At 63.5% G+C, this 23,741-nt stretch carries 21 protein-coding genes; 13 read left to right on the top strand and 8 right to left on the bottom strand.

The window, feature by feature from the left end; genetic code table 11:
• Positions 1–6: 6 nt before the first annotated feature.
• The 5 genes from PO883_RS00105 to PO883_RS00085 form a co-directional block, all read right to left on the bottom strand.
• Positions 7–924, bottom strand: a complete 918-nt coding sequence (locus PO883_RS00105) for a type VI secretion system Vgr family protein (protein WP_289307957.1) — start codon at positions 922–924, stop codon at positions 7–9.
• The gene (locus PO883_RS00100) at positions 863–2,251 is read right to left on the bottom strand and encodes a type VI secretion system Vgr family protein (RefSeq protein ID WP_289307956.1); all 1,389 of its coding nucleotides are present in this window, start codon (positions 2,249–2,251) and stop codon (positions 863–865) included. Before PO883_RS00100 ends, PO883_RS00105 begins: the two co-directional genes overlap by 62 nt.
• Positions 2,252–2,464: 213 nt before the next feature.
• Complete coding sequence (locus PO883_RS00095; protein ID WP_289307955.1) at positions 2,465–4,030, bottom strand: sensor domain-containing diguanylate cyclase; 1,566 nt, start codon at positions 4,028–4,030, stop codon at positions 2,465–2,467.
• 346 nt (positions 4,031–4,376) lie between these two features.
• The gene (locus PO883_RS00090; RefSeq protein WP_289307954.1) at positions 4,377–4,970 is read right to left on the bottom strand and encodes an RNA 2'-phosphotransferase; all 594 of its coding nucleotides are present in this window, start codon (positions 4,968–4,970) and stop codon (positions 4,377–4,379) included.
• Between the two features lie 73 nt (positions 4,971–5,043).
• Positions 5,044–5,709, bottom strand: a complete 666-nt coding sequence (locus PO883_RS00085; RefSeq protein WP_289307953.1) for an NUDIX domain-containing protein — start codon at positions 5,707–5,709, stop codon at positions 5,044–5,046.
• Between the two features lie 172 nt (positions 5,710–5,881).
• Between PO883_RS00085 and PO883_RS00080 the strand changes: the two genes are divergently transcribed.
• From PO883_RS00080 to PO883_RS00050, 7 genes are read left to right on the top strand one after another with little or no spacing between them, the layout of a single operon-like run.
• The gene (locus PO883_RS00080; RefSeq protein WP_289307952.1) at positions 5,882–6,751 is read left to right on the top strand and encodes a cysteine hydrolase; all 870 of its coding nucleotides are present in this window, start codon (positions 5,882–5,884) and stop codon (positions 6,749–6,751) included.
• Between the two features lie 45 nt (positions 6,752–6,796).
• Complete coding sequence (pncB, locus tag PO883_RS00075; protein WP_289307951.1) at positions 6,797–7,987, top strand: nicotinate phosphoribosyltransferase; 1,191 nt, start codon at positions 6,797–6,799, stop codon at positions 7,985–7,987.
• Positions 7,988–8,003: 16 nt separating this feature from the next.
• Positions 8,004–9,701, top strand: a complete 1,698-nt coding sequence (locus tag PO883_RS00070) for an NAD+ synthase (RefSeq protein ID WP_289307950.1) — start codon at positions 8,004–8,006, stop codon at positions 9,699–9,701.
• Positions 9,702–9,718: 17 nt separating this feature from the next.
• Positions 9,719–10,765 carry a bifunctional nicotinamide-nucleotide adenylyltransferase/Nudix hydroxylase gene (locus tag PO883_RS00065; protein ID WP_289307949.1) on the top strand — a complete coding sequence of 349 codons (1,047 nt, stop codon included), beginning with the start codon at positions 9,719–9,721 and terminating at the stop codon, positions 10,763–10,765.
• On the top strand, positions 10,762–11,688 hold the full coding sequence (locus PO883_RS00060; RefSeq protein WP_289307948.1) for an ADP-ribosylglycohydrolase family protein: 927 nt from the start codon (positions 10,762–10,764) through the stop codon (positions 11,686–11,688). The genes PO883_RS00065 and PO883_RS00060 overlap by 4 nt, the downstream gene beginning before the upstream one ends.
• Entirely contained in the window at positions 11,685–12,248 is a 564-nt protein-coding gene (pnuC, locus tag PO883_RS00055) for a nicotinamide riboside transporter PnuC (RefSeq protein WP_289307947.1), read from the top strand. Before PO883_RS00060 ends, pnuC begins: the two co-directional genes overlap by 4 nt.
• Entirely contained in the window at positions 12,245–13,309 is a 1,065-nt protein-coding gene (locus PO883_RS00050; RefSeq protein WP_289307946.1) for an AAA family ATPase, read from the top strand. Before pnuC ends, PO883_RS00050 begins: the two co-directional genes overlap by 4 nt.
• Here PO883_RS00050 and PO883_RS00045 read toward each other — a convergent pair.
• Positions 13,302–14,639 carry an acetylxylan esterase gene (locus PO883_RS00045; protein ID WP_289307945.1) on the bottom strand — a complete coding sequence of 446 codons (1,338 nt, stop codon included), beginning with the start codon at positions 14,637–14,639 and terminating at the stop codon, positions 13,302–13,304. The two genes, PO883_RS00050 and PO883_RS00045, sit on opposite strands and share 8 nt — an antisense overlap.
• A gap of 190 nt (positions 14,640–14,829) precedes the next feature.
• Here PO883_RS00045 and PO883_RS00040 point away from each other — a divergent pair, with 190 nt between their 5' ends.
• The 4 genes from PO883_RS00040 to PO883_RS00025 all read left to right on the top strand — a co-directional run bounded on the left by PO883_RS00040 (position 14,830) and on the right by PO883_RS00025 (position 17,278).
• Positions 14,830–15,339, top strand: a complete 510-nt coding sequence (locus PO883_RS00040) for a hemerythrin domain-containing protein (protein WP_289307944.1) — start codon at positions 14,830–14,832, stop codon at positions 15,337–15,339.
• Positions 15,340–15,466: 127 nt separating this feature from the next.
• Positions 15,467–16,282, top strand: coding sequence for a Crp/Fnr family transcriptional regulator (locus PO883_RS00035; RefSeq protein WP_373890017.1), 816 nt, complete (start codon positions 15,467–15,469; stop codon positions 16,280–16,282).
• Between the two features lie 176 nt (positions 16,283–16,458).
• The gene (locus PO883_RS00030) at positions 16,459–16,788 is read left to right on the top strand and encodes a DHCW motif cupin fold protein (protein WP_289307943.1); all 330 of its coding nucleotides are present in this window, start codon (positions 16,459–16,461) and stop codon (positions 16,786–16,788) included.
• Positions 16,789–16,798: 10 nt separating this feature from the next.
• Complete coding sequence (locus PO883_RS00025; protein ID WP_289307942.1) at positions 16,799–17,278, top strand: GNAT family N-acetyltransferase; 480 nt, start codon at positions 16,799–16,801, stop codon at positions 17,276–17,278.
• A 42-nt stretch (positions 17,279–17,320) separates the two neighbouring features.
• Here PO883_RS00025 and PO883_RS00020 read toward each other — a convergent pair whose 3' ends face one another.
• A complete protein-coding gene (locus PO883_RS00020) occupies positions 17,321–18,892 on the bottom strand; it encodes an oleate hydratase (RefSeq protein WP_289307941.1) in 1,572 nt (523 codons plus the stop codon).
• A 257-nt stretch (positions 18,893–19,149) separates the two neighbouring features.
• Between PO883_RS00020 and PO883_RS00015 the strand changes: the two genes are divergently transcribed.
• Positions 19,150–20,403, top strand: a complete 1,254-nt coding sequence (locus PO883_RS00015; RefSeq protein WP_289307940.1) for a sorbosone dehydrogenase family protein — start codon at positions 19,150–19,152, stop codon at positions 20,401–20,403.
• Here PO883_RS00015 and PO883_RS00010 read toward each other — a convergent pair.
• A complete protein-coding gene (locus PO883_RS00010; protein ID WP_289307939.1) occupies positions 20,357–22,198 on the bottom strand; it encodes a bifunctional diguanylate cyclase/phosphodiesterase in 1,842 nt (613 codons plus the stop codon). The genes PO883_RS00015 and PO883_RS00010 overlap by 47 nt on opposite strands.
• A gap of 508 nt (positions 22,199–22,706) precedes the next feature.
• Here PO883_RS00010 and PO883_RS00005 point away from each other — a divergent pair.
• A complete protein-coding gene (locus PO883_RS00005) occupies positions 22,707–23,684 on the top strand; it encodes a chemotaxis protein (RefSeq protein ID WP_167092792.1) in 978 nt (325 codons plus the stop codon).
• Positions 23,685–23,741 lie beyond the last annotated feature (57 nt).

The following is a 23,741-nucleotide window of genomic DNA, read 5'->3' as shown; positions in this document are numbered from 1 at the left end:
TCCGCCTCAGGCGTTCGGGTTGATGTCGACATCGTCGCCGTGCAGCTCCACTTTTTTGGTGCCCTTGATGATGATCTCCTTGCCGCTGATCTCGATCCGGCCGTCTTTTTTCATGACGAAAGTACTCTCGCCGACTTCGATGCGAAATTCTTCACCGGCCGTGAATGAAATTTTCTCGCCGACATTAACCGATTTCGACAGGCCTACTTGCTCGGTTTGAAACAGACCGACGCTCGTATTCATGGCGGCGCCCACCGTGGTTTGATAGGCGCCTCCGATGGTCACCATTTTGGCCAGCGTCACCGTTTCCGACTTCATGCGCTTGATGGTCACGTTGCGGTTGCCGCCAATGGTGACGGTCTCGTTTTTACCGACGCTTTCGGTTCGGTTACTGCCGATCGTGATGGTTTCGTTCTTGCCGACGTCCTCGGTGCGGTTCATGCCGATTGAAATCGTTTCGTCCTTCCCAACGTCTTCCGTGCGGTTGTCCCCGATGCTGATGGTTTCGTTGTGATCGACGCGTTCGGTGCGGTTGTTATGGACCGTAATGGTTTCGTCGCGATCGACGGTTTCCGTCCGGTCGCGCTTGATGTGGGTCGTTTCATCCCGATCAATCGTTTTGCGTCGATCATTGCCGACCCATTTGTCTTCGTCGTGCTCGACCTCGGTGAGCTGGTCCTTCTCCGCATGCAGCCACAGCTGTTCGCTGCCCTTTTTATCCTCGAAGCGCAGTGCATTCGCATTGTCGTAGCTGCCGCCCGGTGTCGAGCGCGACAGGATTCCGCTTTGCGTTTTGTTGGCAGGCAAAGTCCACGGCGGCATCGTGTCCGCATTGGGCACCATGCCGGTGATGATCGGACGATTAGGATTGCCATCCATAAACTGAACCAGAACCTCGGTACCGATGCGGGGAATGGAGGTCATGCCGAAGTTGGCGCCCGCCCATGGTTGCGACTCGGATCCAGGCCGAGCTTTTTTCGTCGTTCGCGCCGACACGGTCCCAGTGGAACTGAACCCGCACGCGGCCGAATTCATCGGTATGAATTTCTTCTCCAGCGGGACCGACGACGGTTGCGGACTGAATGCCATGGATTTTCGTCTCGACACTGTTATGGTCGCGCCCGGCGCGATAGGGAATGATCTTGCGTATGGCACGCAGCTCATTCTCGTAATGTGATTCGGTCGCCTCTTTAACGTGATAGTTATTCGATGCGCTGTGAATGACTTCAAGGATCAGGAACTCGCGCGACTGGGCATCGTCACCGGTCTCGCTGGTGTCGAAATGGTCGCTCAAGCTGAACCAGCGCCCCGGCAGTAAATTGCGGTTATTGCCGAGACCATGAAACTGTTTCCCCGCCGCTTCCATCTCTTCCATCCGCAATTGGGCCAGTGAGCGTCCCCCGCCGGTAAAACCATAGGCGCCGGTGTATTCGTACGATTCGATATTCGGCACGTCCCCTTGCTGACTGACCGTGGGCAGCGAGGTGTGCGACGGCGTGGGCGCCTTGAAATCAAACGAGGCGACCGATACCGTACCCTGCTTGATTTGACGCGACGGCGACCATTCGCGCAAGCCGTCTTCTTCCGCGACACCACCGTGGCGCTGGAAGCGTACGGTCGGGCCGCCATCGATTGGCTGCGCGCTCGTTGTGTCATCCGACAGAACCAGCTTATGCCCATTTTCGGTGTGCTCGAACCAATAGACAATGCCGCTGCCGACCCAACGCCGCTCAAGGAAGTTGCGGTCGCTCTCATCGAACTGGCAGCAATCGGTCATCACATCGGCCGCGCCACCGACTCGCCAGTCCCAATCGGCAAGCCCTCCGTAATCGCCGAAAATGCTCGCGGTTTGCTGGTACAGCGTCGTGTAATGGAACAGATAATTGTCCTTGCGCATCCCCAGGTAGGCGTACCAAGGGCCAAGCCTGGCTTCGTAATACGATACGCCCCCGTCCACGGTCTTCAGCCCGAAGCTGAAGACGCGTCCGGTAAAATAACGCATCGTGCCGTCCCTGCGAACCAGCTGCACGCACAACATCTTGCCTTGCATGTCCTTGAGTGGGATGGCGGGGCTATCCGACAAGAGTTCCACGGTGAACTCGAACGGCTTGGACACGCACTCAAAGGCATCGAGTTTGTTGACGAGCAACTGCGCGGAGGGCGCGTCATTGTTAGGGAAAGACAGTCGCATCAGACGGTTGTGCTGTCGGTCCGCGATAAGATCACGTACGACCGTGAAAGCTTTACTCATGCTGGTTCCAGTTGGGCGAAATTGACGGAATGGCGGGCGGAGTGATCGCGGGGAATCGCAATGAACAATTGATTATTTTACCGCAAATACGAACAAAAATTGATTTTTATACAATTTTTGTTGTAAATTTAGCAGTGGAATTTTTGAATTTTTTGCGCCTCGCGCCGCGCGCAAATTGAAAATCGTAACGTCTTCTACCGGATGCGCCGTATCTCAGCTACCCAGGATCGACGCCCGCTCGCGCCGCGACGACACAGCCGGCGCATCCGGACACACCCGGTTGCGCCCGGTCGACTTGGCCAGGTACAGCGCCTTGTCGGCCGCTTCGACCAGCTGTTTCGGCTCCATCCCCCTGGCCGGCACCAGCGCGTGCACGCCGCAGCTGATGGTGACGATGCCCACCGGATTGGCCTGATGCTCGCGCCCGGCCGATGCAATCGACCTGCGCACCGACTCGGCCACCACGATCGCCCCGTACAGGTCCGTGTTCGGCAGCAAAATCGCAAACTCTTCGCCACCCACCCGCGCTGCCAGGTTGCCGGCGCGGCGGCGTCCGGTGCGGATGCACTGGCCGATGAATTGCAGGCAGGCGTCCCCGGCCGGATGGCCGTAATGATCGTTGTACTTCTTGAAGAAATCGACGTCGAGCAGCACCAGCGCCAGCGAGGTGCCGTCGCGCGTGGCGCGGTTGAACTCGGCGTCGAGACGGGCGTCGAACAGGCGCCGGTTGGCGATCCCGGTCAAACCGTCATTACGGGCCAGCAGTTTCAGGGAACGGTTCTTGGTCACCAGCGCCAGCTGGGCATTGCGCAACTGTTCTTCGAGCTCGTCGCGCAGGGTCACCTGACGGAACAGGCGCAAGCCCATCCACATCAGGATCAGCAGCAGGATCACCACCCACGCCGTCGAGATGTACGCGTTGGCCCACCAGTTCGCCAGCGTCTCGTTAGTCGACAGGCCCACCGCCACGAACAGCGGGTAGCGCCGCAGGGGACGGTAGCTATACATGCGGTCGGCCGTATCGATGTCGAGCGGCGCCGCGCCTGGCCCCGGCGTCGCGCGCGCGCGCCACTGCTTGAACATCGCTTCCTTGGCGATCGACATGCCGATATTTTCTTGCAGGTAAGGGCGACGCATGACCAGCGCGCCGCTGTCCATGGCGATGGTGATAGTGCCTTCCTTGCCGATGTCGAAACTGTCGTAGAAGGTGCGGAAGAAACTCAGCTGCACCGTGGCCAGGGCCACGCCGATGAAGTTGCCTTCCTTGTCTTCCAGGCGGCGCGACACCGGCAGCACCCAGGCATTGGTCGCGCGGCTGCGGACCGGCGGGCCGACATGGGCCAGCTTGTCCTTGTGCGTCTTGTGATAAATGAAATATTCGCGGTTGGCGTTGTTCAGGGCAGGGATCGGTTCGCGCAGCGAGTGCAGGGCCCAGTTGCCGCTGGCATCGAAGATGGTCATGCCCTGCAGCGATGGCGTGCGGCTGACGTGGTCGATCAGGTGCAGGTGCAGGCGCTCGCCGTAATGGGTGATGCCGTCGTGCTGCACGCTCTCGACCACGCCGGCCAGGATGGTGTCGACCAGCTCGATGGTGCTGTCGGCATGGTCGGCCAGGGCGCGCGCCATGTTGGCGGTCGCCGCCGCGCTTTGCGCCAGCTGGGTTTCGCGCGCGCTGTAAATGCTCCAGCCCTGCACCGCCACCAGCGAAATGCAGACGACCAACAGAAACGACGCGGCAATAACGATCAGCGGCCGCTTTTTGCCATCGAGGTCAGTCACGGGCAATACAGGCTTATCAGCTTTCATGGCGGGGAAGGTCGCGTTCGGAAAGTGTCGTGGGGGCGCGTGGGCGCAAAGTAGCCGGCGCGGACGGCGTGTTCATGCAATCTGGATTGATTCGCACCATGGCGCCCGCACTCACATCGTCGTTGCTCCGCAGGGCGACTTGCCCAGGGCGGACCGGATACGCGCGGTGATTGAATAATAGAGCGGCCATTCTACCTTAGCGCATGCGAACTGGAATCAAATATTTATTCAAGGAATGCTTGTCTGTTGTTTCATAAAGCGAATTCAAGCATGCCTGGCCTATTGTCCGGGCGGTGCGGTCAGTTGCCGCAGAGAAAAATCAAGGGAAGGTGATAAACCGCTTGTTCACCGGGCCGGTCAGCCACACACCATTGGCGGAAAGATAAAATTCCTGTCCCTGTTCATGCAGGGCGAGTGCCTGGACCGTCAGCACGATGGGCACGCCGTGGCGCTGGCCGACGGCCAGCGCGGTGGCGGTGTCGGCCGACAGGTGCACATGGTGGCGCGAGCCGGGCAGCAGGCCCTGCTCGCGGATCGACGCCCCAAAGCGCGAGGCGGTGCCGTGGTACAGCACCGGCGGCGGGGCCACCGGCACCAGTGCCAGGTCGACCCCGGCCACCGAGTGGCCCTGGTTGGCGCGGATGCGCTTGCCGTCGTCGCTGATGGCGAAGCGCTTCTTGTCGTTGTCGGCAACGACTTCGCGCAGCAGGTCGGGGGTGATGCGTTTGCCATGCTTGGCGGCGCGGGTGATCAGTTCCTCGATATCGGCCCAGCCGCTCTGGTCGAGCGTGAGCCCGATGGTGGCAGGGCTGTGGCGCAGTATCAGGGACAGGAATTTACTGATTGCTACGGTACGGTTGGAGTCGCTCATCAGGTGAAAAGATTGTTCGTTTTTGTTTTTATGTTTAGTCATGGGCCATAATTATACGTGACAGCAATGCAAGGATAGCAAGATAATATGCATTTACTGCCCCATGGAAACACCATTACAGCCCGCGTTCGAGCAGGGTCAGGGTTTTTTTCACCGCCGCTTTCAGACGGTACAACTGGGCCGGACGATGGGCGCCGGCCGCTTCGAACTGGCCGTCGACCGGGTCGAGCATGTCCATTTCGCTCATTTTACGGCGGAAGCTGACCTTGTTCAGAGTCTCGCCAAGCAACAGTTCATAGATGCGCTGCAATTGCGGCAGGGTGAAGGTGTCGCCAGCCAGGAAGCAGGGCAGGGAGGAATACTGGCTTTTGTTGCGCAGGCGTTCCAGTGCCGTGGCGATAATTTCGTTGTGGTCAAATGGCAACGTTCCAAGCTGCGACAGCGGCACCACATGCACGGCGGCATCCTTGCGCGCCGCCAGCAGCGCGTGCGGCACCAGCGCATAGTGGGCCACCGACACCGACCAGCCGCGCGGGTCGCGTTCGGCGCCGGAAAACGTGGCCAGCTGCTCCAGGTAGGGCGCGACGATGCCGGTCTTGTCCTTGATGACGCGCATGGCGGCGTCATGGGCGCTCAGGTCGTCTTCCGGATGCACATAGCCGCCGGGAATGGCCAGCGCACCCTGGAACGGATCGTGTTCGCGCCGCAGCAGCACGGCCGCCAATGCCTCGTCGACCAGGGTCAGCAGCACGATATCGACGGTGCAGATCACCGCGCTCATGCGCCAGGCGCCGGCCTGCGGCGCTGAAAATTGCTCGAAATTAACTTCGCGGACATGAATACTCCCCTGAATTGATCGCACCGCCATCGGATGAACAAATTATTGCATAGTTAGTTGCAAAAGTAAATTAAGTGGCTTATGCTTGTCGCACTGTACTCACAAGGACAAGGAAATGAAACGCAACCTGCATCTGCTCGTGATCGATCCGCAAAACGATTTCTGCGATTTGCCGGCCGACTATCTGGCGCCGCCAGCCGGCGCCAATGCGGCGCCGGCGCCCGCGCTGCCGGTGCCCGGCGCGCATGCCGACATGCTGCGCGTGGCGGACCTGATCCGCCGCGGACAGGATGGCCTGACCGCGATCAGCATCACGCTCGACTCGCATCACCGTTTCGACGTCGCGCACAGTTCCTTCTGGATGGATGCGGACCATGGCGCGATCACGCCGTTCACGCAAATCACGGCGCTCGAGGTCAGGCAGGGCAAGTACCTGCCGCGCAAGGCAAGTGCGCTGCCGCGCGTGCTGGCCTATCTCGATGCGCTGGAGGCGGCCGGACGCTACACCCTGATGGCCTGGCCGGTGCACTGCGAGATCGGTTCCTGGGGCCACAACGTGCACGCCGACGTGCGCGCCGCCTATAACGCCTGGGAAGACAGCGCGCTGGGCATGGTCAGCAAGATCGGCAAGGGCAGCAATCCCTGGACCGAGCACTATTCGGCGGTGCAGGCCGAGGTGGCGGACGCGGATGACGACAGCACCCAGGTCAACCAGGCCTTCCTGGATCTCTTGCGCGGGTCCGACCAGGTGTATATCACCGGCGAAGCGGGCAGCCACTGCGTGCGCGCCACCACCGAGCATATCGTCGCCAACTGGGACCCGCGCCAGTTGTCGCAGCTGGTGCTGCTGACCGACTGCATGAGTCCCGTGACCGGCTTCGGCGCGCAGTACGACGACTTTGTGCGCGACATGCGCGCGCGCGGCCTGGGCATTGCGCAGGCGGCCGATATCGTGCCCGAACTGCTTGCCAATGCGCGGCGCTGAGCCGGCCTTCTACTTCTCTTTCTGACGCGTCCTTACGCGAACCATATGACCCCGATTGTCCATAGCCTGCTCGAAACCGACCTGTATAAATTCACGATGTGGCAGGCCCTGTTGCACCGCCACCCGGCCGCCCAGGCCGAATATGCCTTCACCTGCCGCAACGTGCCCGCTTACCCGCTGGCCGAACTCAAGGCCGATGTGGAACGCGAACTCGATCATCTGTGTTCGCTCTCGTTCAAGCCCGAGGAAGTGGCCTACCTGCGCGGCCTGCGTTTCATCAAGAGCGACTTTGCCGATTTCCTGACCGTGTTCCGCTTCCAGCGCCACTTCCTGAGCGTGGAAACCGATGGCGACGCACTGCGCATCCGCGCCACCGGGCCGCAGGTGCACGTGATGGGCTTTGAAATCTACGTCCTGTACATCGTCAACGAGCTGTATTTCCGCCGCTTCGACCAGGCTGCCGCGCTGGCCGAGGGGCGCAAGCGCCTGCAAGCGAAGACCGCCCTGCTGCGCGAGCTGGCCAGCGAGCCGGCCAGGCGCCACCCGTTCGAGTTTTTCGACTTCGGCGTGCGCCGCCGCTTTTCCGGCGCCTGGCATGAGGAAGTTGTCGCCACCCTGGCGCGCGACGTGCCGGTGTACTTCAAGGGCACCTCGAATGTGTACTTCGCCATGAAGTACAAGCTGGTGCCGATCGGGACCATGGCGCACGAATACCTGCAAAGCTTCCAGTCCTTCGGCGTGCGCCTGCGCGACTTCCAGAAGGCCGCGCTGGAAGACTGGGTCCAGGAATACCGGGGCGACCTCGGTACCGCGCTGACCGACGTGGTGGGCATGGATGCCTTCCTCGGCGACTTCGACCTGTATTTCGCCAAGCTGTTCGACGGCCTGCGCCACGATTCGGGCGACCCGGTGGAGTGGGGCGAAAAGGCGCTGGCGCACTACGCCAAGCTGCGCCTGGACGCCCATACCCGGCGCCTGGTGTTTTCCGACGGCCTCGATCTGCCGACCGCGTTTTCGCTGTACCGCCATTTCGCCGACCGCACCATGACCGGTTTCGGCATCGGCACCAACCTGTCGAACGATGTCGGCCTGACCCCGCTCAATATCGTGATGAAGCTCATATCGTGCAACGGCCAGCCGGTGGCCAAGCTGTCCGACTCGAAAGGAAAAACGCTGTGCAAGGACGAGACCTTCCTGGCGTATCTGCGCCAGGTGTTCAATCACCCCGCCGCCTGAGAACCGAAAGAATCCGATGCTGAAAATCGCCATCGCCCAATTGAATCCCACCGTCGGCGATATCGACGGCAACAGCAGCGCCATCATCGCGGCCATGCGGCGCGCGGCCGGGCAGGGCGCCGACCTGGCCGTGTTCACCGAACTGGCCCTGTGCGGCTATTATCCGGGCGACCTGCTGGAAGAAGCGGCCTTCCTCGAACGAATGGATACGGGCCTGGAACGCGTGCTGGAAGCCTCGCGCGGCTTGCCCGGGCTGGTCTCGGTGGTGGGCGCCGTGCGCGCCAACGCCGGCCCCGGCAAGCCCCTGTTCAACGCCTTGCTGGCAATCCGCGAGGGCGCCATCGTCGCCGAATACTACAAGCAGCTGCTGCCGACGTATGGCGTGTTCGACGACCGCCGCCACTTCGAGCCGGGTCCGGAAGGCACCTGCGTGCTGGCGGTCGGCGCGCACCGCATCGGCTTTCTGATCTGCGAAGATGGCTGGAACCACGAAGGGCGCGACTACAAGGTCAACCCGTTCACGGCCTTGCGCGAGACCCGGCCCGACCTGGTGGTGAGCATCAACGCCAGCCCGTCCGATATCGGCAAGCGCGAACTGCGCCACACGCTGTTTGGCACCGCATCGGTGCATAACGAACTGCCGATCCTGTACGTCAACCAGGTCGGCGGCCAGGACCAGCTGGTGTACGACGGCGCCTCGTTTGCCGTATCGCCCTCGCAGGGCATCGCCTTCGAGGCGCAACGCTTCAGCGAGGATTTCCAGGTCATCGGCTTCGCGCAAGGCCGTTTCAGCGCAGCCGACGGCTTCGCGCTGCCCGCACCCGGTGCCGATGGCTTGCCGGTTGCCGAATTCGCACGCCGCCAGATCGTGCTCGGCTTGCAGGATTATGCGCGCCGCTGCGGCTTTGCCAAGGTCGTTGTCGGCTCCTCGGGCGGCATCGATTCGGCCCTCACGCTGGCGCTGGCGGTGGACGCACTGGGGCCGGAGAACGTGATCGCGGTGACCATGCCGTCGGCGTTTTCGAGCGAAGGCTCGGTCAGCGATTCGGTCGCGCTGTGCCACAACCTGGGCATCACCCTGTACACGCACCCGATTCTCGACCTGGTGAAGCAGTACAGCATCGGCTTCGAGGGCGCGTTCGACCGGCCGCTGCAAGGACTGCCGCTGGAAAACCTGCAAGCGCGGGTGCGCGGCACGATCCTGATGGCGTACTCGAACGCGTCCGGCACCTTGCTGCTCACCACCGGCAACAAGAGCGAAATCTCGGTCGGCTACTGCACCCTGTATGGCGACACCAACGGCGGCCTTGGCCTGATCGGCGACCTGTATAAAACCGAAGTGTATGCCCTGGCGCGCCACGTCAACCAACGCGCCGGGCGCGAGATCATTCCCGACGCGGTGCTGACCAAGCCGCCGTCGGCCGAGCTGGCGCCGGGCCAGCAGGATACCGACAGCCTGCCCGAGTATGAGGTGCTCGACGAGATTCTCAAGTGGCATATCGAAGGGCGCCGCCTGCCGGCCGCCGAAGCGGCGCTCGCCGAGCGCTTCGTCGCCGGCCTGCTGGCAAGTACCGATGGCGCGGCGCTGGTCGAACGCATCCACCGCATGGTGGCGCGTAATGAATACAAGCGGCGCCAGGCGCCTCCGATTATCCGGGTGCGCTCGCGCGCCTTTGGCAGCGGCCGTCAATTGCCGATTGCCGCTCACTATTGATCACCATGAACGCACAAATGAATGAAACTTCCACCGACGTCGCCGTCCTGATCGGCCGCTTTCAGCCTTTCCACCGCGGGCACGTCGTGCTGCTGCAGCGGGCCCTGGTCAGCGCGCCGCACGTGGTGCTGGTGCTGGGCTCCTCGTTCCAGGCCCGTAACGCGAAAAATCCGTTCACCTGGGAAGAGCGCGCCGCGATGATCGGCGCCACCCTGAGCGAGGAAGAGCGCGCGCGCGTCAGTTTTGTCGCCGTGCGCGACTACTACGACGACACCCTGTGGGCGGCGGCGGTGCGCAAGGCGGTCGCGCAAAGCGCGCCGGATGCGGCGCACGTGGCGCTGGTAGGGCACTTCAAGGATGCATCGAGCTACTACCTGAATCATTTCCCGAAATGGGAAAACATCGTCGTCGAATCGGAACGCGCCATCGACGCCACCTGCGTGCGGCGCGTGTTCTTCGAGGCCGAAGACCTCGACATCTCGCTCAGCGTGTTAGACGATATGGTGCCGCCGGCGGTGCGCAAGTACCTGAAAGCCTGGGCGCTGCTGCCGCACTATTGCGCGCTGGTGGAAGAGCACCGCCGCATCGTGGCCTACAAAACAGCCTGGAAAAGCGCGCCGTACCCGCCCATCTTCACCACCGCCGATGCGGTGGTGGTCAGCGGCGGTAACGTGCTGCTGATCCGGCGCGGCGGCTATCCTGGAAAAGGGCAGTGGGCCGTTCCTGGCGGCTTCGTCGAACAGCGCGAGCGCCTGCTGCACGCTGCCATACGCGAGCTGGCCGAAGAAACCAAGCTGGCGCTGCTCGGCGCCACGCTCGAAGGCATGCTGGTCGACGTCAAGGTGTTCGACCATCCCGACCGCAGCCAGCGTGGCCGCACCATCACCCACGCCCACTTCTTCGACCTGCAAACCGAAAACCTGCCGCCGGTGGAAGCGTCGGACGACGCCTCTCACGCCGCCTGGATTCCCATCGTGGAGCTGGCCGGCATGGAAGACCAGTTCTTCGAGGACCACTTCCACATTCTCGACTCGTTCCTGTCGCTGAGCCAGGAGCCCGTATGAGCATGACGCGCGACCGCTATCGCGGCAGCTTGCTGGGCCTGGCCTGCGGCGACGCCGTCGGCACCACCGTGGAATTTTCCCCGCGCGGCTCGTTCGCCCCGGTGACCGACATGACAGGGGGTGGCCCCTTCAGGCTCAAGGCCGGCCAGTGGACCGACGACACCTCGATGGCGCTGTGCCTGGCCGAGAGTTTCCTGGTCAAAGCTGGGTTCGATGCGGCCGACCAGATCAACCGCTACCGCAACTGGTGGCAGTGGGGCTATATGAGTGCGACCGGCACCTGTTTCGACATCGGCATGACGGTGCAGGATGCCCTGTCGCGCTATGCCGTCACCGGCGATCCGTTCAGCGGCTCGACCAACCCGCGCAGTGCCGGCAACGGCTCGCTGATGCGGCTCGTGCCGGCGGTGCTGTTCGCCTATCCGGACCGCGCGCGCGTGCTCCAGCATGCCGCCGACAGTTCGCGCACCACGCACGGCGCGCCGGAAGCGGTGCAGGCCTGCCAGCTGTTCGCCGGCATACTGAGCGCGGCGCTCGACGGCCAGCCCAAAAACGCGCTGCTGGCCAACGCGGGGTTTGCGCCGACCGAGCCGAAACTGGCGGCGATCGCCAGCGGCGCGTTTCTCGACAAGGCCGACAGCGACATCGGGGGCACCGGCTACGCCGTCGATTCGCTGGAAGCGGCGCTGTGGTGCTTTTTCCATACCGACAGCTATGAAGCGGCTGTGCTGCGCGCGACCAACCTGGGCGACGACGCCGATACCACGGCCGCCATCACCGGCCAGATCGCCGGCGCCTGGTACGGCGTGGACGCCATTCCGGCACGCTGGCTTGAACAGATCACCATGCGCGCGGAGATCGACGACATGGCTTGCCGCCTGTTCGACCGTTTTCATGAGGCGAACCGCGAGACGATGGCGTGATCGGCAACCTTGAAATGGCGGCCAACGCGGGGTGCACGGCCGCCATCCTGCTGGCCGGGCGCAACAGCGTCCACACCTGGTGGACCGGCATCGTCGGCTGCGCCCTGTTCGGCGTGCTGTTCTACCAGTCGAACCTGTATGCCGACGTGGCACTGCAAGGCTTCTTTATCGTCTCGAGCGTGGTGGGATGGGTGCAGTGGCGCCGTGGCCGGGCCGGCAGCGAGCTGCCGATCAGCCACGCGAAGATCGGCACGCTGGCCTGGATCGTTCCGGCCGGCCTGGCCGCGACCGCCGCCTATGGCGCGCTGCTGCATCACTACACCAACGCGTACGCACCGTTCATCGATTCGGCCGTACTGGTGTTCAGCATCGTGGCCCAGTTGCTGCTGATGCAGCGCAAAGTCGAAAACTGGGCATTCTGGATTCTGGTGAACACGGTCGCCGTACCGCTGTATGCCAGCCGTGGCCTGTACCTGACCGCGTTCCTGTACGCCTGCTACTGGGTCAACGCCATCGTGTCGTGGCTGTGGTGGCGCCGCCTGGCGCGCCAGGGCGCATGAACGCAGCGGCCAGGCAATGGCGCCGCGGCCTCGTGGTCGGCAAATTCTGTCCGCTGCACCGGGGCCACATGCTGGTGATCGATAGCGCGCTGGCCGCCTGCGATGAAGTCGTTGTGATCAGCTACACCAAACCGGAATTTGCCGGCTGCGGCAGGGCGCTGCGCGAAGCGTGGCTGCGCGCGTTGTACCCGCAGGCGCGCGTGCTGGTGCTCGACGACGCCAGCCTGGCCGCCCTGCAAGGCGGCGCCACGGCAGTGCGCGTGCCCCACAACGACGCGCCCGACACGGAGCAGCGCGGCTTTTGCGGCTGGCTGTGCCTGGACCTGCTCGGCGTGATGGTCGACGCCGTTTTCACCAGCGAGGATTACGGCGACGGCTTTGCGCGCGCCCTGGCCGCGTATTTCGACGCGCGGCGCGGGCCGGGCGCGCCGCGCGCGGACGTCAGGCACGTGTCCGTGGACCGCGCGCGTGCGCTGGTAGCGGTGTCCGGCACGGCCATCCGCACCGATCCGCACGTCCTGCGCGCCTTCCTTCATCCGCTGGTGTATGCCAGCTTCGTGCGCAAGGTGTGCCTGCTCGGCGGCGAGTCGAGCGGTAAAACCACCCTGGCCGCAGCGTTGGCACAAGCGTTGGGCAGCGTCTGGGCGCCGGAGTTCGGGCGCGAACTGTGGATCGAGAAGGCTGGCGCGCTGGTGTTCGGCGACCTGCTGGACATCGGGCGCACCCAACGGGCGCGCGAACAGGCACTGCTGCCGCACGCTACGCGCTGGCTGGTGTGCGATACGTCCCCACTGACCACGCTGTTCTACAGCGAGGCGATGTTCGGCCAAGCCGACCCCACCCTGCACGAACTGGCCGCGCAACCATACGATGTGACGCTGCTATGCGCGCCCGACTTTGCGTTCGTGCAGGATGGCACGCGCCGGGACGAGATCTTTCGCCAGCGCCAGCATGCCTGGTATGTGGACGAGCTGACGCGGCGCGGCCTGCCTTTCACAATCGTGCAAGGCACGCCGGCGCAGCGCCTGGCGCAGGCATGCGCGCGGCTCGCGGCTATTTAGCCAGTCCCAGTTGGCGCAGCGCCCACTGCTGGGCCATGTCCAACTGCCCGGCTGACATGGCGTGGCCTTGCGCCGGGGCGATGGTCAGCTGTTTGGGCGCCGTGATCACGTTGTAGGCCGCAAAGGTCGAGGTGGGCGGGGTGAGCACATCGTTGTAACCCCAGAAGTAAAACCCCGGCACGCGCAGGCGCCGTGCGAAGTTCACCGTGTCGTAATACGAGGTCGTCACCGCCTTGGGCGCGACCGGCGCGTCGGTGGGCGCACCATCCGGCCCCGGCCTGAACAAGGCTGGCCAGCCGCCGGCGCGGCCGTTCAGATAGCCGGTCACGTCGCTGAGGCCGGGATTATTGGCCACGAGGGCAGTCACGCGCGGCTCCAGCGCCGCCGTCATGATGCTCAGCATGCCGCCCTGGCTGCCGCCCATGGCCAGCAATTGCTGCTTGTTCCACTTGGGATGCGTGGCCAGGAAATCGGCCGCGCGCAGCACGCCCAGGTTCACGCGCCGGAAATAGTAATTCTCGCGGTCGTCGAGCTTGATCCGGCTGTAGCCGAACAGCGCACCGCCCGCCAGCGACTCGTAGACCTCCGGCGCCAGGTTGGGCGGAATGCCGTGGATGCCCACCTGTAGCGTCATTGCCCCTTTTTCCGCCAGCGCGCGGGCCCCGGTCTGCGCTTCGACGCCCGCGCCAGGCAGGTCCAGCACGGCGGGGAAGGGGCCGGCGCCGCGCGGTACCGCCAGTACGCCGTAGAAGCGGCTGGTGACCCCGCTGCCGCCGACATTGCGGAAACTCAGGTAGGACACTTCGATCTTGTCGTTCGACAGTTCCGGCGCGGGCGTTAGGCGGTAATCGGGAGGCACTTGCGCCAGCGCGGCTTTCTGGCGGCCCCAGAAGGCGTCGAAATCGGCCGGATTGGCCTGGGTGGGCACGATCTTGTCCGGCGCGAAGCCGAGCGTGGCCAGCGTGCTCAGGCTTTGGCCGGCCACGTCGGCACTGGCGATCACGCGCATGAAGACGGGCGTGGACGGCGCCGGGAGCGGCAGTACCAGGCCCTCGGCCGGCACCACGGCCGTGCGTTCTGCGCCTTCGAGCATCTCGGGACCGATGCGGTAGCGCAGTGTGACGCCCGCCGCCGGGTAGGGATCGAGCGCGACTTTTACACGCACGCTGGCGGGCGCACCCAGGGAGTAGGTCCAGTCGTCGCGGTCCGGCGTGAGCGTCAGCATCGTGCCGGCGCTGGCTGGCGGCAGGTAAACAGGCGCACCCTGGGCGCAGGCGCTCCCGGAGGCGAGGGTCAGGGCCAGCAAGGTCAGGGCGCAGGTCGGCTTCATCGGGTCGGGACTTTCACTGGCTGGCTGCCGCGGCCATGTCGCGCGGCAAGACGCGGCGAGTCTATCACGCAGTATTCTCGATCGCACCACGCTGAATGCACAGGTGGCGGATTCCGTTCGGCGCTGGCCTTTACTTTTGGTATCATATTGTAACTATACTAAGGGTATTGGGGCGAACATGGAGCCGGACATGGATATCGAAGACATGCAAGACGACGCTATTGATATATTGATCATCGAACACGAGGAAGTGACCGCCCTGTTCGAGCAGTTCCGCGGCCTGAGCGCACGTTCGAAGGAGAGCAAGAAACGCATCTCCGAGGACATTTGCTCGGCCCTGAGCGTTCACGCCCTGCTGGAGCAGGATATCTTTTACCCTGCGGCGAGGAGCGTGCTCAAGGATGCCGACCTGATTGCCGAGGCCATCGTCGAGCATGCCAGCGCGCGCGAACTGATCGGGCGCATACGCGAGATGGAGCCGGAGAACGAATTGTTCGACGCGACCGTCAAAGTGCTGTGGGACCAGGTGACGCGGCACGCGCGCGAAGAGGAGGAAAAGATGTTCCCGCGCATGCGTAAGAGCACGGTTGATCTGGTCGCGCTGGGCGCGCGCATGCTGGAGTACCGCAGGGTGCTCGAAACCGGACCGGGGCGCATGCCGGCGCATGCCGGCGTCGCGGGAGACATATCGCCCACGTAGGATTTAGATGACAAAGCGTCATTGTTCATGCCTACAGCGTGTGATCCGCTGGTCCGATGGCCCGTTTTGTTAGCGAGCTTTACAGTAGAGCCATTGATGAGTTGAACCTAACACACAGAGGCATACCATGTACCGCACGCAAAATATCGATTCGAACAGCAACGCCACCAACGCCATCCGCTCCATCACCCTGGGTGCCGCCAAGCCGGCCGCCGCCAAGCCGATGATCAGCGTTGCTGGCGCCCAGCAGAACGAGTTGCTGCGTGCCTTGTCGCGCACCGACCTGGAAGCCCTGTTCCCGCACCTGGAACTGGTACCCATGCCAGCGGGTAAGCACCTGTATGACTTCGGCAGCAAGTTCGACTACGCTTACTTCCCGACCAACGCCATCGTTTCGCTGATGTATGTCATGGAAGACGGCGCCACCACCGAAATCGGCGTGGTCGGCCGCGAAGGCGTGCTGGGCCTGGCGATGTACGAAGCCGAGCGCGCTACCTGCAGCGCGGTGGTGCAGACCGCCGGCTACGCTTACCGCCTCAAGAGCAGCGTGCTGCGCGAACTGGTCGCCGCGGGCGGCGCCATGGCGCAGCTGCTGATGCGCTACACCTTCGCCATGTTCGCCCAGCTGGCCCAGAATGTCGTCGGTGGCCGCCACTGCACCATCGAACAAAAGCTGTGCCGCTGGCTGCTCGACCGCCTCGACCGTTCGCTGTCGGACGAAATCAAGGTCACGCAAGACACCATGGCGACCATGCTCGGCGTGCGCCGCGAAACCATCACCATGACCGCGCGCAAGCTGCAAGCGGACGGCCTGATTCAATACCGCCGTGGCACTGTCGCCATCCTCGACCGTGCTGGCCTGGAAGACTGCGCCGGTACCTGCTACCGCGCCGGCAAGATCGGTTTCGAGCAGATGCACGACACGACCTGGAACCACGCTTAACGCTCTCCTGGCGGCGCGGACAGCACATCACCGCCCGCGCCGCCATCCTCATTCTTCGGGCCCGCCGATCAACGGCCGGCCCGAGCGCACTTTCTGGCCGCATGCTATTTTATGCCGTGACGGACGCTAAACAACAGCGTCCGTTTTCCGATGACGGCATTGAACAAGGCATGCGCATGCAGATTTCCGATATTCCCTTTGGCATTACCGACTGGTCCGGCGTGGCACGCACCGAGCATCCCGGCGAAACCGGCATGGCGTACTGGCAGACGCGCCAGTTCGGCGCCATCCGCGTGCGCGTGGTGGAATACGGCGCCGGTTATCTGGCCGATCACTGGTGCAGCAAGGGACATATCCTGTTATGTCTTGAGGGCGAACTCGAAAGCGAGCTGGCCGACGGCCGCAAATTCATCCTCACGCCGGGCATCAGTTACCAGGTGGCCGATAACGCCGAAGCGCACCGTTCCTATACGCGCGGCGGGGCCAAGCTGTTCATCGTCGATTGAGGAGCTGCCGATGCTGACATTGCGCTCGGCGCTGCTGGCCGATATCGATGCCATGTGGGCGCTGCGCACGCGCGCGGTGCGCCACGGTTGCGCCGGTCATTATCCGGCTGAGGTGCTTGGGCCGTGGTCGGCGGCAGCGGTGCCGCGATCGTATCCTGGGCTGGTTGCAGGCGGCGGTGCTGTCATTGCGCAAGCGCAGGGCGCCATGCTGGGCTATGCAATTCTCGACCTGGCTTCCGGCGAAGTGGATGCGGTATTTGTCGATCCTGCGGCGGGTGGGCGCGGTATCGGGAACACGATGCTGGCCGCCCTGGAGCGGATGGCGCTGGAGCGTGGCCGCACCCGCTTGTATTTATCGGCCTCGCTCAATGCGGTGGCGTTTTATCGGGCGGCGGGATTTGTCGTGCTGCGCGCGGCCGTCTACGCGCACCCGTGCGGGATTGCGCTGGACTGCGTGGAAATGGAAAAGCGTTGTTTCGGCGCGATCTGACACGTCGTTCCGCGCCAAGGCGCGGAACGACCAGGGTAATGCTTATTTCAGCGCCTTGAACAGCGCCTCGAATTGCGTGCTCAATGCATGATCGTGCTGTTTGATCGGCGGCACTTCACGTTGGATATCGAGCAGTTCATACACCGCCATCTGCGCGGCCCGTACCGAATACTCCACCGTGAACACCACGTCGTCGGCAATCTCGACAAACTGGCTGATAAAGGCCAGGTTTTTCGATTCCTTCGGCACCGGCAGCGGACGGTCGCTGTGCAAACGCGGCATGAACATGCTGGTGATATAAGGCATGCGGCACGGGATGCAATTGGCCGTTTCCACCGCATCGAGATCGAAGCGCAAATGGCCGCACAGCTCGCGCAGGATTTCTTCGCCGGTGCAGTCCGACATCGGCTTGGCGACAAAATTGCCGATCCGGTCCGGTGACAGCGCATAACCCCAGAACACCTTCACGCCGGCCGGCTGGTTGGCAAAGTGCGGCTGGTGCGCCAGCACGATCGACATGAACCAGTTCGAATCCTTGAACGTGACCAGGCCGCCGGTACCGGCTTGATTGCCGCTGAACTGCTGCATCTTGTCGAAGAAGGCTGAATCCTGCTGGGTCACGGTGAACGATTCCCAGTACGACTCGGCGATGCTGTTGTTGAATGCCGCCGGATTGCCGAAACCTGGCTGCACGGCGGCCAGTTTTTCCCACAAGGCCCAGCCCTGGCTGTCGGTCTTGTCGAGTTTTTTCGGGGCGCTGGTCATGCTGCCCAGGCTCGATGCGTCGGTCATGGAGCCGTTCTGGAAGAACACCAGGTCGCCCGCCGCCACGTCCACGTGCTCGCTGTTGCCCGCGCGCTGGCAGTCGAAGCCGGTGACGACGAACTTGCCATCCACCTTGGCGTGGCCGATATCGGTCACCTTGCAATCGAGGATGAACTGCACGCCTTGCTTTTGCAGCCATTCCTGCAAGGGCAGCACCAGCGAATCGTACTGGTTGTACACGGTGCGGCGCACGCCGGCCAGGGTTTCGATGCGCGAGAACTCCAGCATGAAGCGGTGCAGGTAGCGCTTGAATTCAACCGCGCTGTGCCACGGCTGGAAGGCGAACGTGGTGGCCCACATATACCAGAACTCGGTCTCGAAAAAGGAAGGATCGAGCCAGTCGCTGATGGTGTCGGCGCCCAGCGTTTCTTCGTCGGCCAGGCTCAGCTTGAGCAACTGGGCGCGGTCGTGCATCGAAAAGCCCATCGACGTCACCGGCACCTTGGCGCGGCGGCGGTCGACCAGGCGGGCCTGCGAGTGCGACTTGTGCAGTTCGTTGAAGTCGACGGTTTCGTCGAACACGGTCTTGTTTTCATTCGTGAGCGAGGGAATCGACTTGAACAGGTCCCAGGTGCACTCGTAGTTGTCGAAGGTGAGCATGCGCCCGCCGCGCAGCGAATAGCCCTGGTCGGGCGTTCCCGCGCCGTCCAGGCTGCCGCCGAGCAGGGGAGCGGCTTCGTAAATGCGAATGTTCGCAGCGGGGACGTTGCCGTCGCGGATCATAAAGGCGGCTGCCGACAGGGAGCCGATACCGCCGCCAATCAGGTGGGCTTGTAAATTAGTGTTCATGTGTGGTCGTCCAAAAATGTGCATCGGTGTCCGGTGCAATCCGGACAGGCAAGTTCCGGACGACATTTGGCGTCTGCCATTTGTTGCGACGCAGCATGCGTCCGGAGGCATGCAGAATCGCATACAGCCAGCGCAAAAAAATTGACGTACATCAAAATTAGCCAATCAATAATAGAGTGAACACTCAGACATCGGCCTGAAAATGCTGCGTTCATTCCATACTCTATAATTCCAGCACCTTTTCGACAGGATGCCGCATGACACCTTTTGACGCCCATCGTCTTCTTCGCCCGGCGCTGGCCGCCACGCTGTGCCTGATGGCTGGCAGCGCCGCCGCAGCCGACAAATGCGGCGGCGCGCCACGCCTGGCCGTGAGCACGCCATCCGGCTTTTGCGCGGCCATCATCGCCGGCGGCTTCAAATTCGCGCGCGGGGTCCAGCCGCTCGACAATGGCGACGTGCTGGTGGTCGACCTGGGCGGCTGGGAGCCGAACCAGGGCAGCGTCTGGACGCTGCGTCCCAGCGCGGCCGGGTATCAGAAGACACTGCTGATGAAGAAGATCGACCGTCCGAACGGCATCGTGCTGGGGCCGGACGGGCTGGTGTATGTGGGCGCCATCAAGCGCGTATTCCGCTTCGATCCGCGCGATCCGGACGGCACCACCAAGGATGTCATCGGCGGCACCTCCGGGGTGGCGGCGCTGCCCGGCATCGGGCGCCATCCGCTGACCGCCTTGCGCTTCGACGCCAAGGGCGACCTGTACGTCAACGTCGGCTCGGGCAGCGACCACTGCGAAGACAAGGAGGGCAAGGCGCCGGACCCGGCCAAACCGTGCGCGGAAGCGAGCGGGGCGAATGCGCTGGGCGCGCTGCGCAAATACCAGATGCAATGGCCGGCCGGCACCGTCAAGAGTTGGGACGTGCACGCCACCGGGCTGCGTAATTCAATGGCGCTGGCGATCCACCCGCTCACGCATGCCTTGTGGCAGGGTGAAAACTCGCGCGACGCGATCCAGGCGGCCATCAAAACCTTGAAGAACGATAACGATCTGCCGCACGATGAGTTGAACCTGATCGAGGCCAAGGGCAACTATGGCTGGCCCTATTGCTATGACAATAATGTGGCCAGTCCGGAGTATCCGGCCGCCAAGTGCGCCAGTTACCGCGCTCCGGCACGCCTGCTGCCGGCCCACTCCGCGCCGCTCGGCATGACCTTTTACACGGGCGACATGTTCCCGCCACAATACAAGAATAGCCTGATCATGGGCTTTCACGGCTACCGCGCGAACGGCCACCGGCTGGTGGCCTTCCTGCCCGATGCGCAGGGCGCGCCGCTGGGCAAGATGATTGAACTGATCGGCGGCTGGAGCGCCAGGCCGAACCAGCCGGCCGGGGCTCCGGTCGACGTCAAGCAGGGGCGCGACGGCGCGATTTTCCTGGTCGAGGACCGTAGCGGACGGGTGGTCAGGTTGCAGTATGACGCGCCGGCGAAGGCGCCGGCGGGCAAATAGGCTTCCATGGCGGGCGCGCGGCGGCCTGGCCGGCTTGCTCGCGCGCGCACCAGGCGAACAGGTCTTCCGGCGCCAGCGGCCTGGCGAACAGATAGCCTTGCCCCTCGTCGCAGCCCTGGTCTCGCAGCAACTGCCGCACCTCATCGGTTTCGATGCCTTCGGCCACCACGCGAAAGCCCAGCTCGTGCGAGAGTGAAATCATGGTGTTCACCAGGGTGCGGTTGCGTTCGCCGCCGGCCATGTTGCGCACGAAGGACTGGTCGATCTTGACCACGTGCGCGGGCATGCTCTGCAGGTAAGCCAGGCTGCTGTAGCCGGTGCCGAAGTCGTCGATCGCCAGGCGCACGCCGGCCTCGTCGAGCGCCGCCAGGGTGGCCAGGGCGGTGCCCTGGTTTTCCATGACCGCGCTTTCCGTCACTTCCAGTTCCAGCCAGCCCGGCGCCATGCGGTGCCGGTTCAGCAGCGCGGCGAGATTGCTCACAAAATCCTTTTCCAGCAGGTTGGCGGCCGAGACGTTGACCGACATTTGCAGCTGCAAGCCGGCGCCATGCCACGCAGCCAGCTGGCGCACGGCTTCGCGGATCACCCAGTTGGTGGCGGCACGCACCATCGAGGTCTGTTCCACCACCGGCATGAATTCGCCCGGCGGCACGTCGCCCAGCTCTGGATGGCGCCAGCGCAGCAGGGCTTCGGCGCCGACGCAGCGCCCGCTGGCCAGGTCGATGCGCGGCTGGTAGACCAGGCGCAGCTGGTGCCCGTCGTCGAGCGCGGCATCGAAGGCGTTGAGCAGGGTGAAGCGGCGCTGGTAGGCGGCGTCCTGCGCGGAGGAATAGGTGCCGATCAGCTGGCCGGTCTGGTGCGCGTCCTGCATCGCGTTCTGGCCGATGCGCAGCACGTCCAGGCACTCGGTGCGGCCCGGCAGGAAGGGTGCGATGCCGATCGCCGGGGTGGTCACGAAGCGCGAGGTGCACCACTCGGCGCGGCTGTCGAGCCAGTGCGCCAGGCGCGCTCTGTAAGTACTCTCCCCGGCGCCGTCGTCAATATCGGGCGGGGCGATGGTGATGAACTGGGTCGCGGCCAGCTGGTACACCTTGTGCTCGTCGCCGAGGAAGGCGCGGTAGGAGCGGATCGCCTCGTCCATCAGGTCGTCGAAGTAGGAGGCGCCCATCACGCGCGCGGCGTTGTTGAGCTGTTCCTGGTTGGCCATGTTGACCAGCACCGCCACGCGCCGTTCGCCCTGCGGACGGTCGATTTGCAGGTCGGCGTAGTCGTCGATGAATTGTTTGCGGTTTGGCATGCCGCTGAGCGGATCGACCCGGCCCAGGGTGTGCTGCAGCTCGATCTGGGCCATCACCATGGCCGCCAGGTCGGTCAGCGCATCGCGTTCGGTGGCGCTGATGGTGCGCGCTTCCAGGCCCAGCACGCACATCGCGCCCAGCTTGTAGCCGTCGCTGGTGATCAGCGGCGCGCCCGCATAGAAACGCACGCCGCTGTGGGCCAGGTGGCTGTCGCGGAAATGCGCATCCGCGTGCAGGTCGTTAATCACCAGCATGGCGCCGCTGTCGGCCACGGCGGAGCAGGGCGCCTGGAGGCGTGGAATCGATAAGTGGGCCACGCCGACGCGCGACTTGAACCACTGGCGGTCGCTGTCGGTCAGCGACACCGCCGCGATCGGCAAGCCGAAGACGCGCGCGGCCATGCGCGTGATGCGGTCGAACGCTTCGCTGGGCGCCGTGTCGAGCAAGTCGAGCTTGCGCAAGGCCAGCAGGCGGTCGGATTCGGTGCGGGTATTCATCAGCTTGCCTTTTTGGCCTGAGCCGGGCCACAGCGTGAACGCAACTCCGTCCGGGGCGCTCGTCGTCACTATTAACCAGGAATGATGCGGGGCAGGGCATCCGGAAGCGTGAGGCGCGCGCTGCAGCCATCATTGACGCTCTCGCATCAGGCTGTCTGTGCAGGCCGGGACGAGCGGGGGACTAGGCTCGTGCAACAAATTGTAGCACCGAAATGAAATTAGTGCTCCACGGCATTAAACGTGCGAACGGCGCAACAAACCGGGCGGGGTCAGGCGAATCGCCGTGATGCAAGAGGAATATTTACACGTATAATCGATTGAACCGGACTGCGGATGCCTTCGCCTTCGGTTGCTTGTCCTCTTACCTGATCCCCCATCCCCGGGATCGCCCAGATCCGCCTGTCGGCCCAAGCCCGCCGATGCATCAGAACGCCAGCTCGCGTCGGCCCGACGCGCTAACACAGTTGCCGCCGGCCGCCTTCGGGCCGGGCGCAGGGAAAAGGAAACGATGAATAACGTTCAACAGGATATCGACGAAAGAAGCAATCTGACCAGCCTCAACAAGCTGGAATTGCTCTTGTTCCGCCTGGGTGGCGATGCGGAAGGCCAGCACTCGGAGTTGTATGCGATCAACGTGTTCAAGATTCGCGAAATCGTCGCGATGCCGCACGTCACGCCGATTGCCGATTCCCATCCGCATATGCTGGGTGTGGTCAATCTGCGCGAGCAGATTATTCCTGTGATTAATCTCCCCGCGGTGGTGGGATGCATCCCGACGGCGGGCCTCAAGCTGCTGTTGATTACCGAATTCGCGCGCACCACGCAAGCGTTCGCGGTGGAGGCGGTGGAAGAAATCGTGCGCCTGGAATGGACCTCGGTGCTGCCGGGCGATAAGACGGCCAGCGGCGCGCTGGTGACCAGCATTGCCAAGGTCGATGGCGACGTGCCCAATACCCGCCTGGCCCAGGTGCTGGACGTGGAATCGATCCTGCGCCAGTTGCACAGCAATGAAGAGCCGGACGTGGATGTCGATTCGATCGGCGCTCCGCTCAACCTGCCCGAGGGGCAGGTGATCCTGGCGGCGGACGACTCGGTGATCGCGCGCGCGCTGATTGAAAACGCGTTGCAGGCGATGGGTGCGCAGTACGTGATGACCAATTCCGGCAAGCAGGCGTGGGACAAGCTCGAAGCGATCGATATCGCGGCCAAGAAAGAGGGCAAGACGGCGCGCGACAAGGTGGCGCTGGTGCTGAGCGACCTGGAAATGCCGGAGATGGATGGTTTTACGCTCACGCGCAATATCAAGCAGGACAGCCGGTTTTCGACGATCCCCGTGATTATTCACTCGTCGCTGTCGGGCGCGGCGAACGAGAACCACGTCAATGGCGTGGGGGCCGACGCCTATATTGCCAAGTTCGTGCCGATTGAACTGGCGGCGCTGCTGCGCAAGACGCTCGCGAAAAACACGCCGCAAAAGCGCGGTTGATTGCCCCCCCTGGCACGGGGAGTCGTTTCCGCCAATGGCGGAAACGACGGTTTGGCG

The organism is Massilia sp. DJPM01 (genome assembly GCF_030348125.1).
Taxonomy (GTDB): Bacteria; Pseudomonadota; Gammaproteobacteria; order Burkholderiales; family Burkholderiaceae_D; genus Telluria_A; species Telluria_A frigida.
Note: the sequence above shows the minus strand (reverse complement) of the source record. Positions and strands in the feature narration are given on the sequence as shown.

Coding starts and splice junctions, on each gene's coding strand:
- PO883_RS00105 (WP_289307957.1), bottom strand. CDS start 924: ATGACCTCCATTCCCCGCATCGGTACCGAGGTTCTGGTTCAGTTTATG.
- PO883_RS00100 (WP_289307956.1), bottom strand. CDS start 2,251: ATGAGTAAAGCTTTCACGGTCGTACGTGATCTTATCGCGGACCGACAG.
- PO883_RS00090 (WP_289307954.1), bottom strand. CDS start 4,970: ATGACTAAACATAAAAACAAAAACGAACAATCTTTTCACCTGATGAGC.
- PO883_RS00085 (WP_289307953.1), bottom strand. CDS start 5,709: ATGAGCGCGGTGATCTGCACCGTCGATATCGTGCTGCTGACCCTGGTC.
- PO883_RS00080 (WP_289307952.1), top strand. CDS start 5,882: ATGAAACGCAACCTGCATCTGCTCGTGATCGATCCGCAAAACGATTTC.
- pncB (WP_289307951.1), top strand. CDS start 6,797: ATGACCCCGATTGTCCATAGCCTGCTCGAAACCGACCTGTATAAATTC.
- PO883_RS00070 (WP_289307950.1), top strand. CDS start 8,004: ATGCTGAAAATCGCCATCGCCCAATTGAATCCCACCGTCGGCGATATC.
- PO883_RS00065 (WP_289307949.1), top strand. CDS start 9,719: ATGAATGAAACTTCCACCGACGTCGCCGTCCTGATCGGCCGCTTTCAG.
- PO883_RS00060 (WP_289307948.1), top strand. CDS start 10,762: ATGAGCATGACGCGCGACCGCTATCGCGGCAGCTTGCTGGGCCTGGCC.
- PO883_RS00050 (WP_289307946.1), top strand. CDS start 12,245: ATGAACGCAGCGGCCAGGCAATGGCGCCGCGGCCTCGTGGTCGGCAAA.
- PO883_RS00045 (WP_289307945.1), bottom strand. CDS start 14,639: ATGAAGCCGACCTGCGCCCTGACCTTGCTGGCCCTGACCCTCGCCTCC.
- PO883_RS00040 (WP_289307944.1), top strand. CDS start 14,830: ATGGATATCGAAGACATGCAAGACGACGCTATTGATATATTGATCATC.
- PO883_RS00035 (WP_373890017.1), top strand. CDS start 15,467: ATGTACCGCACGCAAAATATCGATTCGAACAGCAACGCCACCAACGCC.
- PO883_RS00030 (WP_289307943.1), top strand. CDS start 16,459: ATGCAGATTTCCGATATTCCCTTTGGCATTACCGACTGGTCCGGCGTG.
- PO883_RS00025 (WP_289307942.1), top strand. CDS start 16,799: ATGCTGACATTGCGCTCGGCGCTGCTGGCCGATATCGATGCCATGTGG.
- PO883_RS00020 (WP_289307941.1), bottom strand. CDS start 18,892: ATGAACACTAATTTACAAGCCCACCTGATTGGCGGCGGTATCGGCTCC.
- PO883_RS00015 (WP_289307940.1), top strand. CDS start 19,150: ATGACACCTTTTGACGCCCATCGTCTTCTTCGCCCGGCGCTGGCCGCC.
- PO883_RS00010 (WP_289307939.1), bottom strand. CDS start 22,198: ATGAATACCCGCACCGAATCCGACCGCCTGCTGGCCTTGCGCAAGCTC.
- PO883_RS00005 (WP_167092792.1), top strand. CDS start 22,707: ATGAATAACGTTCAACAGGATATCGACGAAAGAAGCAATCTGACCAGC.